At 45.7% G+C, this 12,682-nt stretch carries 14 protein-coding genes; 8 read left to right on the forward strand and 6 right to left on the reverse strand.

Going from position 1 to position 12,682, the window contains the following annotated elements; genetic code table 11:
• Nucleotides 1-55 precede the first annotated feature (55 nt).
• Genes ICE89_RS06195 through pcaD form a run of 4 tightly spaced genes read right to left on the reverse strand, consistent with a single transcriptional unit; the run spans nt 56 to nt 3,916 of the window.
• Complete coding sequence (locus ICE89_RS06195) at nt 56-2,218, reverse strand: TonB-dependent receptor (RefSeq protein WP_216265235.1); 2,163 nt, start codon at nt 2,216-2,218, stop codon at nt 56-58.
• A gap of 21 nt (nt 2,219-2,239) precedes the next feature.
• Nucleotides 2,240-2,416: a hypothetical protein gene (locus ICE89_RS06200; protein WP_216265236.1), complete on the reverse strand. Its 177-nt coding sequence runs from the start codon at nt 2,414-2,416 to the stop codon at nt 2,240-2,242.
• 47 nt (nt 2,417-2,463) lie between these two features.
• A complete protein-coding gene (locus tag ICE89_RS06205; protein WP_216265237.1) occupies nt 2,464-3,042 on the reverse strand; it encodes an HdeD family acid-resistance protein in 579 nt (192 codons plus the stop codon).
• Nucleotides 3,043-3,100: 58 nt separating this feature from the next.
• Nucleotides 3,101-3,916, reverse strand: a complete 816-nt coding sequence (gene pcaD / locus ICE89_RS06210; RefSeq protein ID WP_216265238.1) for a 3-oxoadipate enol-lactonase — start codon at nt 3,914-3,916, stop codon at nt 3,101-3,103.
• Between the two features lie 101 nt (nt 3,917-4,017).
• Between pcaD and ICE89_RS06215 the strand changes: the two genes are divergently transcribed.
• The 4 genes from ICE89_RS06215 (at nt 4,018) to ICE89_RS06230 (ending at nt 6,576) form a co-directional block, all read left to right on the forward strand.
• Complete coding sequence (locus ICE89_RS06215; protein WP_216265239.1) at nt 4,018-5,013, forward strand: tripartite tricarboxylate transporter substrate binding protein; 996 nt, start codon at nt 4,018-4,020, stop codon at nt 5,011-5,013.
• 46 nt (nt 5,014-5,059) lie between these two features.
• A complete protein-coding gene (locus tag ICE89_RS06220) occupies nt 5,060-5,911 on the forward strand; it encodes an amidohydrolase (RefSeq protein ID WP_216265240.1) in 852 nt (283 codons plus the stop codon).
• Between the two features lie 65 nt (nt 5,912-5,976).
• A complete protein-coding gene (locus ICE89_RS06225) occupies nt 5,977-6,201 on the forward strand; it encodes a hypothetical protein (protein ID WP_215321535.1) in 225 nt (74 codons plus the stop codon).
• A gap of 3 nt (nt 6,202-6,204) precedes the next feature.
• Entirely contained in the window at nt 6,205-6,576 is a 372-nt protein-coding gene (locus tag ICE89_RS06230; RefSeq protein WP_216265241.1) for a hypothetical protein, read from the forward strand.
• Between the two features lie 80 nt (nt 6,577-6,656).
• Here ICE89_RS06230 and ICE89_RS06235 read toward each other — a convergent pair whose 3' ends face one another.
• Nucleotides 6,657-7,934, reverse strand: a complete 1,278-nt coding sequence (locus ICE89_RS06235) for a serine hydrolase (RefSeq protein ID WP_216265242.1) — start codon at nt 7,932-7,934, stop codon at nt 6,657-6,659.
• 178 nt (nt 7,935-8,112) lie between these two features.
• Between ICE89_RS06235 and ICE89_RS06240 the strand changes: the two genes are divergently transcribed.
• Genes ICE89_RS06240 through cobA form a run of 3 tightly spaced genes read left to right on the forward strand, consistent with a single transcriptional unit; the run spans nt 8,113 to nt 11,283 of the window.
• Nucleotides 8,113-9,804, forward strand: coding sequence for a nitrite/sulfite reductase (locus ICE89_RS06240; RefSeq protein ID WP_216265243.1), 1,692 nt, complete (start codon nt 8,113-8,115; stop codon nt 9,802-9,804).
• Nucleotides 9,801-10,382 carry a DUF934 domain-containing protein gene (locus ICE89_RS06245; protein WP_216265244.1) on the forward strand — a complete coding sequence of 194 codons (582 nt, stop codon included), beginning with the start codon at nt 9,801-9,803 and terminating at the stop codon, nt 10,380-10,382. The genes ICE89_RS06240 and ICE89_RS06245 overlap by 4 nt, the downstream gene beginning before the upstream one ends.
• A gap of 34 nt (nt 10,383-10,416) precedes the next feature.
• The gene (gene cobA, locus ICE89_RS06250; protein WP_216265245.1) at nt 10,417-11,283 is read left to right on the forward strand and encodes a uroporphyrinogen-III C-methyltransferase; all 867 of its coding nucleotides are present in this window, start codon (nt 10,417-10,419) and stop codon (nt 11,281-11,283) included.
• On the opposite strand, the gene ICE89_RS06255 is transcribed toward cobA, so the two are convergent.
• Nucleotides 11,206-11,568, reverse strand: coding sequence for a sirohydrochlorin chelatase (locus ICE89_RS06255; RefSeq protein WP_216265246.1), 363 nt, complete (start codon nt 11,566-11,568; stop codon nt 11,206-11,208). The two genes, cobA and ICE89_RS06255, sit on opposite strands and share 78 nt — an antisense overlap.
• An 86-nt stretch (nt 11,569-11,654) precedes the next feature.
• On the opposite strand from ICE89_RS06255, the gene ICE89_RS06260 reads away from it, so the two are divergent.
• A complete protein-coding gene (locus ICE89_RS06260) occupies nt 11,655-12,674 on the forward strand; it encodes a calcium:proton antiporter (protein ID WP_216265247.1) in 1,020 nt (339 codons plus the stop codon).
• Nucleotides 12,675-12,682: the final 8 nt, after the last annotated feature.

The raw sequence follows: 12,682 nt of genomic DNA on the forward strand, positions 1-12,682 counted from the left end.
TTTTGTGCATCTAATTTAACCTATTCAATCTATTGCAGCGCAACAAATCAATTACTTAAAACTGAAGGCGCGCACCCACTGTAATTGCTTGCGGCATACCCGCCTGATAGGCGGATGCTTGAGAGGCAATGTTGAAGGTAACGTACTGACGATTGAATAAGTTCACCACCGAAGCAAAGATAGAGGCCTGCGGTGTAAGTTCATAGTTCGCCTTGAGGCCTACAAGTGCATAAGCCGGCACCGGTAAAGATCCAGTAGACATCCACGAGTTGCCAACATACCGAACCGTTGTCGTCAAACTTGCACGAGGTACTGGGTAATAGGTCACCCCAGCATTAGCCATATTTTGCGGCACCCCACCCACTTGAGTATTAATCGGGTCACTAGTAGCGCTCCACGTTAATACCGTTCTCGTATAGGTATAACCGCCATCAATGGCCCATTGAGTATTCACATCATGGTGGTATTGCAATTCAATTCCGCGACTTAATAGATTTTGCTGGTTCGTATAGTAACTAACATTGGTATAGCCGCTACCACCCACATTACCGACACAACCAGAAATGCCTGAAGCGCTACACAAGCCACTGGCAAATGCCGCATTAGCACTGGTTATTTTGTAACTCGTGATTGCATTCGTAATGTAATTGTTAAATGCAGTGAGCTGAGCAAAACCACTCTTCCAGCGATAGTCTGTACCAAGCTCATAGCCAGTCATGGTCTCAGGTGTGAGATTGGGATTGGCCAGAGAATAACCACTGACCGAGTTGCCGTAACTGCGCAAGGTGTTATTCATGCTTGGCGCATGAAACGCCTGGTATGCAGCACCCCTAAAGTCCAATTGCTCTGTAGCCTTATAGAGCAGCCCCAAAGAGGGGCTGAGCTGGGTTTTGCTTTTGTTGGGTACTGACTGATATGTAGCAGATGAGCCAGTATTGGCGTTGTAGTAAGTAGGCGTTTGGCTATTCCATGAATCCACTCGAGCACCCAAAGTAGTCTCTAGTGGAATGGCTGTCGCATTTGACTTTAATTGCCCCAATAAGCCATAAAAATTTTGCTGACCCTGCGCGTAGTTCACAGAAGTTGCTGCACCTGTAGCTGCCAAATTATTAGTTTGATTCGATGCAGAGATATTTCTGGCATCTACACCAAGAATGTATTGATCAATCCCCGCCGCTTTTAGATCGTGTGTGTATTGCGCTGATGCACCTAAAGTTGAATAAGGATCGGTGTAGTTTGCATTGATATAAGGCTTATAAGGCGCCGCACTCAAATTATTTGCAGTTTGCTTGTAGAAGTTGGTAGCCTGGTAGTACACATTAACTTGGGCTTTTTTATCGACATCTAAATTGGTAGTTGATCCAGCAGCGACATCTGCTGTCTGTATTAAATTGGGGGCGATGGCATAGTTATTGCTCAGATCAGCCATCGTTCCATAGCCCAACCTCAAAAATCCATTGGTATCTTGCGTCGGCTTAAAGTAATTTTGGAGACGGACATTAGAATTCTTAACGGCATCAGTACCCATGCCATTTTTAATATTGCTTGGTGAGCCCGGGGATATCGTAGCGTAGTTCTGAAAGCCTTCGCTAGCGAAGTAGTCTGCCGAGAAACGCATCTGCATCGCATCCGAAACAATTAAGTCTTTTGAAGCTGCGACATTGCCTGTAGCAAATGATCCATAACTGGCAGAGACATCTTGACTGCTATTTTTAGGCATCTTGGTGTTGATGTTAATCACGCCGCCCATGCCATAATTTCCCCACAAGCTAGAAACTCCGCCACGCACAAACTCTACTGACTCAATCGATGACATGGGAACCAAATTCCACTGCACCGTTCCATAAAAGGCATCGTTCGCCGGTAATCCATCTACCAAGACAAGAGTGCGGCCGTAACCTAAGCCGCGCACATTGATGCTCTGACCTGTTGGATCCTTTTGATAGTAGGGCACATCATTTAGAAAAACCCCGGGCACATTCTTAAGAACTTGATCAATGGTTTGATCGGGTGAGGACTCTAGAACTTCCTTCGTCAGAATAGTTGTGTTTAAAGACATTTGATCAAGCGGAGTGCCTGAACGCGTAGCATTGACGACAACATCGCTGAGTTTTTGATCGTAATCTGGTGGCGGAGCAACTTGTGCGTTTGCTCCGCCCTGCGGAATGAGCGAAATAAGCGTCAAAATACAAAAACTAGACAGTGCCCCTTGACGCATATCAGATACCCAAGCAAGCGACTACTTAGACTTCGCCTTACCCATCAGAGAAGCTAGTAAGGGATTGGCGCTTGCTAGTTCTTTTTTTGATTTCACCTTCTCATCTGCGCCCAGCTTTGGAGTCTTAGCGGCATTTTTCATTCCCTGCGCAGTTTTCAAAGCTAAATTCTTATATAGATCGGTTTTTTTCATTGTCATGACGAAAACTCTTTTCTCTGCAGTGCTCGATTAAATAATTTACTGAATTATTTAGTAAGTGAGCGTGCTGCTAAACCCATAAACAATAATGACCAGCCCTGCAATAACAACTCAATTGCAATCAACATGCCTGGTAGCCAAAGGCTAGTCGCTGGATAGCCGTTCATAATCAATACACCCATCAGGATGGAGATTGCTGAAGACAAGACCAACCAAAACCATTCACGAAAATGACGATGCTGAAATGCTGAGATCAAGCGCAGCAGACCAGTCACAAAAAAGATTGCCGCTAGCCATAAAGTGATTGCCTCAAGCGCTGGGATTGGAAATGCCCAAGTAAAGATTGCAGCTGCAATGTAAAGAGCGGCTAAAACGAGTTGCACCCCAACACTTTTCCAGCCTTGTGATTTCAAAGCATGAGCGCCTTGCAAGATGCCGCCAGCAAATAAGAAAATTCCCAAGATATTTACTGAGATAAAAGAAAACAAGGTTTGACCTGCGATGCCAATCATGCCCAATACGATAAATAAAATCCCAAGACCAATTAAAGCACCAGGAATTTTGGCGGCTGCGCCCAATACTTTTGTACGGAGCTCTTGAATCTGCGCGTTTGATAGTTCGGCCATAAAGGTACCCTCTTTTCTAAATGAATACTATTAATAAAATCTACTTAATACTAACGAATTACAAAGCGTCCTGAACAGAGTCTATAAATTGACGCACTGTGTTGTTAAAGGCTGCTGGCTGCTCAATATTCGATAAGTGTGCTGCTTCCTCTAATATCACCATTTTGGAGTGATCTATTAAGCGATGCAAAACAATGCCTTGATCAACAGTGCAGGCTGGATCATCTCGCCCTGATAGCACTAGGGTAGGAGCATTAATCTTTAGCAACATTGTACTTTGCGCCATATCACGCACAGCACTACCGCAAGCCACATAGCCATCCACACTGGTGCCCAAAATCATTTGACGCACCTTTTCGATTTCCTGAGGAGCGCGCTCAATAAATGGTGCAGTAAACCAGCGCTTAATCGTGCCATCCACCAATCCAGCGATACCTTGCGAGCGCGCAATTTCAAAACGCTCCTCCCACAAACTACGTGGAGGCATTTCTGAGGCGGTATTACAAAGTGACAACGAGAGGATTCGATCAGGGAAGCGAGCGCCTAGTTGCTGACCAATCATGCCACCAATGGATAAACCCATAAAGTGCGCTTTCTGAATACCAAGAGCATCTAGCAATCCGATAGCATCGTCTGCCAATTGTGCAATGGTGTAAGGGCCAGCACTAAGACCGGAGCCACCATGCCCTCTTTTGTCATAGCGCAATACACGATAGCGATCCGCTAATGCTGGAACATTACCATCCCACATACTGCTATTAGCCATCAAACTATTGGCTACCAATAAAACAGGCCCGTCTTTTGGGCCATCAAAATGATAGGCAATATCAACGCCATTTACCTTAATAATTTTCTGTTCCTGCATTTGAGTCATTTATCTCCACCCTATCTCAAGTTCGGTTTATCTTCTATTTATCTATTTGTCAGAGCATGTTAGATTATCCAACGAAACTATAAAAATACTAAGGAGACAAGATGTTGACAATAATCAAGCGAGGGCAATCTACCCATAAGCTTAATAGCCTTATCCTGGCGTTTTGCCTTACTTTTGGGGTGAGCCTTGCCTACGCACAAAGCTACCCTAATCGTACGGTGAAAATGATTGTTCCCCTAACTACCGGCTCTGGCGCCGATATCGCAGGCCGGGTTGTAGCGAAAAGCCTCACTGAAACTTGGAAACAACCCGTCATTATTGAAAACCGGCCTGGTGCTGGGGGGCTCATTGGCACTGGAGTAGTTGTGAACTCTGATCCTGATGGATATACCTTATTAGTTCAATCAGCCTCCTATGCTGCGAATCCCGCAATCTACAAGAAGCTTCCATATGATCCACTGAAGAGTTTGGTTGATGTCGCCATTTTGGGTCAAACACCCTATGTCATGATTACTGCAGCAGATAGCCCCTATCAAACCATTCGCGACCTTGTCATCGCGGCAAAATCTAAGCCGAATGAAATTACTTTTGCTTCTGCTGGTGTTGGCAGCTCAACTCACCTTGCTGCCGAGTATTTCAATCAAATGATGGGCATCAAACTCATTCACGTTCCATACAAAGGATCACCCGAAGCGATTCAGGACACCATGTCCGGACGCACTGCTTTTTATATGGCTCCTTTAGATACCGCCATTGGTCAACTCAAAGGCGGGAAACTGCGTGCCTTGGGAGTCACCAGCAAGACGCGTAATGCTACGGTTCCTGACATTCCAAGTGTTGCTGAGCAGGGCTATACTAATTTTGAAATTGGTTTGTGGTTTGGGGTATGGGCACCTGCAGCCACTCCGCCAGCCATTGTGAAAAAGATTAATCAAGATATCAATCAAGCAATGCAAGACCCCGATGTCAAAGCCGCTTATGAAAGTAAAGGTATCAAGGCAACCCCAATGAGCCCCGCGGAGTTTACAAAGTTTGTGCGCGAAGAAATGGGCAAATACCAAAAGATCGCTAAAGAAGCAGCAATTGAACCTCAGTAATTCGGCGCCTCTGTGTCAGGCTCCTAGCACTGAAGTACGCTCACCCTTGACCAAATTTCCGTCAGGGGCCGTTGACTGTCATGCTCATATATGTGGGCCTGCCACGCAGTTTCCATATGCACAAGAGCGCATATATACACCGCCTGATGCCACCCTTGAAAGCTATCAAGCACTTTTAAAAATGCTAGGGGTGGATCGAGCTGTTTTAGTGCAACCAAGTGTGTATGGCATAGATAACAGAGCGATGATTGCTGCACTTAAATCCAACCCCCAACAATTTAGAGGTGTTGCGGTTATCTCTAGCGACCCCAATGAAGTAAGTGAGCAAGAACTCGCTGACTTGCATGCAGCCGGGGTAAGAGGACTGCGTTGTAATATTGTCGATATCGCCGATAAATCTGCCGGCCTCCCCATTGAGCAGTTGCGAAGCCTAGCTAAACGTATTCAACCATTTGGTTGGCATCTAGAGCTATTAATGCACGTGAATGAATATCCCGACCTCGCTAAAACCTTTGAGAATTTTCCGGTAGATTTAGTATTTGGCCACTTTGGCTATACCCATGCAAAGCATGGTATTTCTGATAAAGGATTTCAGGGGCTATTAGATTTAATGAAACATCAGCGTGCCTGGGTCAAAATGACAGGTCCTTATCGCATCTCGGATGGAAATATTCCTTATGTGGATATGCGCCCATTTAACGATGCTGTCATTGGGGCTAATCCCAATCGCTTGATCTGGGGAAGCGATTGGCCACATGTCATGGTCAAGAAGCAAATGCCCCACGATGCCGATCTATGTGAACTCCTTGGTTCTTGGGTTCAAGACACTGGCCTCAGAAATTCGATCTTGGTCGATAACCCCTGTATCCTTTATGACTTTCCAGCCCCTAAAAGCTAGAAGACCTAAATCTCATAGAGAGAGGTCCACATTCATGAATTTAGTAAAAGAGATTAGAAATCATTATGAATAACACCCTCACCGTTATCTTAGGCATTGTTGCCATACTTCTACCTTTGGTTGTAGGGCGTCTTTTCTGGAAACGCTTTGATCATTACTTTGGCCGAAATGATGAGGCTTATATGGATACTCTAGAGTACTTCCTCAAGAAAATCGGCTCTACCGTCTTGGTTGCCTTTGTCATCCTCTGGATTGGCATAAGTCTGGTATTTAACGGCAGCGCTTCATAAATAATGAGCGATCAATTTAAGACAATCTTTCTCAAGGCAAAGCTCAACTTTGCGATCTTAGCTTCTATTCTGATCATTGCTATTTTGGGGAAATTTACCAACCCAGAACTCACCAATAGTATTTTTGTAACCGCAGATCAGTTGGTATCCGAGCTTTATCTAGTGTTTGTCGCAATTACCTTGGGGGCTTTTATTCCCAATTTCAGACTGGTGGCTTTTGGATCCATTGCCGCCTTTATAGGTGCAGCTATATTGATTCACTTGGGCATCTTTACCTACCTCACAATTGAGTACTTGTTTGCTGTATTAATTGTGGTTCTTGGATTTGCATCTATCGCCAACCTATACAGACACTATCGGGAATACGGGCTCTAATTCAATAGCGCTTATACCATTTCAATAAAACAAAAAGCCCCAAATATCTGGGGCTTTTTATATTTAAAGAGGAGCCCGAATTACTTCTCTAAAGCTCCATAAATGACTGCGTTGAGTTGCTCGCGATGCACCTTACGAATTTCTCCAGGAGCAACACCCATCATCACGACTACCATCTGCTCTTTTGGGTCTACCCAGAAAATAGTTCCGTAAGCGCCATTCCAGGTGAAGTCGCCAACGTTACCGTTAATGGCTGATAGGCCTCTGTCAGTGCGAACCGCTACACCTAAACCAAATCCATAACCCATGCGACCTGGTTCAGTACCGCTCACATTGTTTTTAATATCTTTATTGAGATGGTTTGAAGTCATGAACGCAACAGTCTGTGGGCCAAGCACGCGCTTGCCTTCTAAGCTGCCACCATTTAGCAACATTTGCCCAAAACGAATGTAATCGCCCGCAGTGGAATAGGCGCATGAGCCACCACAATCAAACTTCACTTTCTGCGTATGAATATCTACCTTCTGTGGCTTCCCGGTTAATGGATCGATTGGTAATGGTTGCGCTAAACGAGGGCGATCTTTCTCAGCAAGATCAAAGGTTGTATTTGGCATTCCTACCTTACTCCAAATGCGCTCTTGCATGATCGTGCCCAATGATTTGCTGGCAATTTTTTCTTCAATAATTCCCAAGACGTCTAAACCAAAGCCATAATCCCAAGCAGTACCTGGCTCATACAACAATGGTGCGCCAGCTAATTTATCAATAAATTCTTGAGCAGTATATTGAGCTGCTGCTGGTGCAGAGCCAGCGGGATACATCTTGTGCACTGGGGTAGCGCCGCGCCCACCATAAGTAAGGCCGTTGGTGTGGCGCATGAGGTCTTGCACAGTGATCGGATTTTTTGCTGGCACGAGATTGAGCTTTCCATCAGCATCGACTTGGCCGACTTTCATATCCTTAAACTGTGGCAACCAATTTGAGATGGGTGCATTCAAAGGAAGTTTGCCTTCCTCATAAAAAGTTAAGGCGCTAACTGAGGACATCACTTTGGTCATCGATGCCAAATTGAAAATGGCGTCTGTAGTCATGGGCTTGTTATTTGCCTTATCTAAATATCCATAAGGCTTAAAAATCGTGAGCTTGCCATTTTTAGAGACCGCCAGAACAGCGCCAGCCATATTATTGGTGGCAATTTGATCGGCAAAAAACGCATCGATTCGCTTAAGACCTTCTTGGCTAAATCCCTGCCCTGGGGTGGCGCTCAAGGGCAATGGCGCTTTTGAGGTATCGATTGCAAATAGGGTTGTGCTGGCTAATAAACCAGCAATCAGGCTAATTGCCCTTAATTTCTTCATTTTGTGTCTCCGAGATTGTTTATTGGAATTAATTCCTGGGGCTTTTTATCCCTCTGAGGCTATTGAAGCAGACTTTTCAGAAAGGGATCAGATTAAGCCTCTTTATATGAATTTAGATATATAGGATCGATTTTTGAGTATTTGAAGGAATATTAAAAATCCATGACAATCCAAGGCTATGTATAAATACGACTCAATTGACCAAACCCTTGTAGATCAACGGGTTGCCCAATTCCGCGACCAAGTTGCTCGACGCTTAGACGGCACTCTTGCAGAAGAAGAATTCCGCCCCCTACGGTTACAAAACGGTCTCTATCACCAACGTCATGCTTACATGTTGCGCGTTGCGATTCCCTACGGTTTATTTAGCGCCAAGCAATTGCGCACGATGGCGCTCATCTCTGAAAAGTATGACCGTGGCTATGGCCACTTCACAACACGTCAGAACATTCAGTACAACTGGGTCACATTAGAAGACACTCCCGATATCTTGGCTGAGCTTGCCAAAGTAGAAATGCATGCGATTCAAACATCAGGGAACTGCATTCGTAATATTACGAGTGACGCTTTTGCTGGTGTGGCTGCTGATGAATACGTAGATACTCGTCCGATTTGTGAACTCTTACGTCAATGGTCAACTCTTCATCCTGAGTTTGCGCACTTACCGCGCAAATTTAAGTTTGCAGTCAATGGTGCCAAAGAAGATCGCACTGTGTTGCTTTGCCATGATGTAGGTATTGAGCTCAAGAAAAATGCAGCTGGTGAATTGACTGCTGACATTTACGCAGGTGGTGGTATGGGTCGCACTCCAATCTTAGGTTCATTGATTAAGCAAGACTTGCCTTGGAATGTACTACCGAGTTATCTGACTGCGCTACTGCGTGTGTACAACCGCTTTGGTCGTAGAGACAATCTCTATAAGGCCCGTATCAAGATTTTGGTAAAGGCTTTAGGCCCAGAAGAGTTTGCCCGTCAAGTTGAAAGTGAATGGGCTCACATCAAAAATGGTGATGACAACTTCACGCAAGCTGAATGGGAGCGCGTTGCTAAGCACTTTACGAAACCAGCATACAAAACCTTATCTGCATTAACCGATGAGCAAATCATCAATATGGCACCCGAAGCTGAGAAAGCAGCATTTACTCGTTGGTTAGAGCGCAATGTCAAACCACATCAAGTTCCGGGATACGCCAGCGTAATTCTGTCATTAAAGCCACATGGCACTGTTGCGCCCGGTGATGCCACTAATGCGCAAATGAATGCCATTGCTGACCTTTCCGATCAATACAGCTTTGGTGAGCTGCGCGCCACTCACGAGCAAAACTTAGTATTGGCTGACGTAGAACAAGCAAAGCTTTATGAGCTCTGGCAAGAAGCGAAAAAACAAAAAGTTGCTTTACCTAACGTTGGCTTACTGACGGACATCATTGCTTGCCCTGGCGGTGATTTCTGCTCATTAGCAAATGCCAAGTCCTTGCCAATTGCTAAAGCTATTCAAGAGCGCTTTGACGACTTAGATTACTTATTTGATTTAGGCGATATCAGCCTCAACATCTCGGGTTGCATCAACTCTTGTGGTCACCATCACGTTGGCAATATCGGCGTACTCGGCGTCGATAAAGATGGTGAAGAGTGGTATCAAATCACTTTGGGTGGCGAACAAGGAAACGATGCCTCAATTGGTAAAGTGATTGGACCTTCTTTCTATGCCGATGAAATTCCCGATGTCATTACCAATGTAATCAATACTTATGTTGCACAGCGCACTGGTGATGAGCCATTCATTGAAACTTATCGTCGTATTGGAGTGACCCCTTTCAAGGAGGCGACCTACAAAAATGCCAAGAAGAAAGAGAAGGAGGCATCATGAGCCAAGTGAATGTCAGCCCAAATACTATTGCTGCTCATGAGAACGTCCTGCACTTTCCTAAGGGACAAAAACCCTGCTTAACCCCCAATGAGTGGCTGATTTGGAGTGGCAGCCAAGATGAAGGTGGTCTGCCTGATTTAGAGCATGGCAAAAAGAATGTACTCGTGCCATTTAGCTGGTGGATCACTCACCATAAAGAAGCGGATGTAGCGAAACTTGCTAGCAATGGTCAAATCGGCGTTTGGTTTGCTGCGGACGAGGACATTTTGAAGCATGCGGAAATCATAGAACAAGGAAAAAAGGTTTGGCCTTTAGTGGCTGCACACTTCCCCATCTTTAGAGATGGTCGAAGCTTTAGTACTGCCGCCCTATTACGTGATCGCTTTCAGTGGACCGGTGAAATCCGTGCCATTGGGGACGTATTGATTGATCAGCTCTTACAAGGTGCGCGCGTTGGCTTTGATAGCTTCGCGCTGCGCCCTGATCAAAATACGGATGTGGCTTTAAAGCAATTTGACCTATTTAGCGTAACCACTCAAAACAGTTGGCGTGATAAACGAGCTTCATTGAGTCTTTAAGTGACCGCCCCCAACCGAGATATCAATACAGATCATGACAGCGCCACTAAATTCCACAAACCCTAAGACGGGGAAGGTGTATTTAGTCGGCGCGGGTCCTGGCGCTGCTGATCTGATTACCGTGCGTGGCGCCAAGCTTCTCGCACGGGCTGATATTGTGTTTCATGATGCTTTGGTTGAGCAAGAGATGCTTGCTCTTTGTCCAGATGCTGTTTTGGTTCCAGTGGGCAAACGTTGTGGCAAGCTTTCTTCAGCTCAAGAGTTCATTAATAAGCGTTTAATCGATGCCGCTCAGAAATACCAAACTGTTGTGCGCCTTAAGGGCGGTGATCCCATGCTGTTCGGGCGTGCTGATGAAGAATTGCAAGCGCTGAAGTTAGCAGACATCTCAGTTGAAGTTGTTCCGGGAATTACCGCTGCTCTAGCAGGTGCAGCGAGCATCCAGCAATCCTTGACTCTGCGAGGCGTCTCGCGGAGTGTGGCATTTATTACCCTTGCACAGGGCTCTGAGAATCTGGTTGCCGGTCAGCCAATGTCAAATCCTAACGCCGACACCTTGGTTTATTACATGGGCCGCAAAGATGCTGCAAAAATTGCTTTGCAATTGATTGAGCACAACGCTCATCATGGCGCCAATACTCCAGTACAAATTTTGGAAGCAGTTAGTACCTCACGTGAGCGTCAGTGGATTGGTACGCTAGCTGAATTGGCAGCAGGCAAAGCCAATACTTGGTTTGATAGCGGCTCACCTGCGCTACTTGTGATTGGCCAAGCGCTCGAACCAAAAATACTGCATTCGACACTACATGCAACCCTTCCAGAACTACAGAGCAGCAGCCCCGAAGTCAATGATGGCTTGCAAGATAGCGGGACTCTCTCCCACAGCAGACGTCGCGCTTAATTTCAGCGCTGGATAGCGCTTCTGACAGTCCTGCAATAACACTGGGAAATCATTTCTGAGGTGACCGCCTTGACCAAAGAAAACTGGAACAATCACAATTTCTTGGGCACCCTTTTGAGCCAATGGCCCAACAGCCTCCTCCAAAGAAGGCTGCATCATTTCTAAAAAGGCTAATTCCACAGCTGTGTTTGGGTGCTGAGCGCGCCATAAAGTAGCTAGACGATCAAAGGGCTCACGCCAGCGGACATCGCGGGCACCGTGCCCAAACAAGATAATGGCTTTCATAGACTTTGTCTTTGCTTTTGTAATTTTCCTAAACTGCTATAAGCTTACTCTTATTAGTCCATTATTGAGCGACACATAATTCCGCTATGACAAATTTACTGAGTCAAACCTGGTTCATCATTTTAATGAGTGTCACCTTAATCGGTGCAGTCCTTTCTGCCGTCCATCATGCGGAGGTGGTGGCCCATAAGACTGGGGAGCCCTTTGGCACTTTAGTACTCTCGATTAGCGTCACCATTATTGAGGTCTCACTCATCATCTCCATGATGCTCACAGGCCATGAGGGTTCTGAGTTCATTGCTAGAGATGCCGTTTTCGCAACGGTCATGATTGTGATTAATGGGGTCATTGGTATGTGCATCTTTATTGGCGGCCTAAAACATCATGAGATGACTTTCCGCAACGAAGGTACCAACTCTGCGCTAGGTGTACTTGCAGCCTTGGCTACTTTTATTCTGGTCATGCCGATCGTTACTGTCAGCACCCCAGGGCCAGACTTCACTAAAAGCCAGCTCGCCTTTGCAGGCATCGCTTCTTTCGCACTTTATATTGCCTTCCTATTCTTTCAAACGGTTACTCATCGCGATTACTACCTACCTCAATCCGAAGCCGACAAAACGAATAGTGATGCCCATGCTGATAAACCAAGCAACCTTAAAACCCTTATTAGCTGTGCACTTTTATTAGTCTCACTGGTTGCTGTAGTTGGACTTGCTGAAGCCTTGAGTCCCGCTATTGAATCTGGCGTTAAAGCCATGGGCGCTCCTAAAACGATTGTGGGTATTGCAATTGCTCTTTTGGTTCTTTTGCCAGAAGGCTATGCAGCCGTACGCGCAGCCCGTGCCAATCGCTTACAAAGCAGTTTAAATTTAGCGCTTGGCTCAGCGCTTGCCAGTATTGGTTTAACTATCCCCACGGTAGCTGCTATTGCGATCTTCTTTCATCTGGACTTGAGTCTTGGGATTAGCTCCCTCAATATCGTACTTCTGTACCTCTCACTGTTCATTGGAGGACTCACACTTGCCATTGGAAGAACCACTCTGCTGCAGGGCGTTCTTCACCTCTTTATCTTCTTTGAGTACCTCTTTTTGAGCTTGGTCCCCTAAGCCATGGG

Origin of the sequence: Polynucleobacter sp. AP-Kaivos-20-H2 (assembly GCF_018882215.1) — a bacterium.
Classification (GTDB): Bacteria; Pseudomonadota; Gammaproteobacteria; order Burkholderiales; family Burkholderiaceae; genus Polynucleobacter.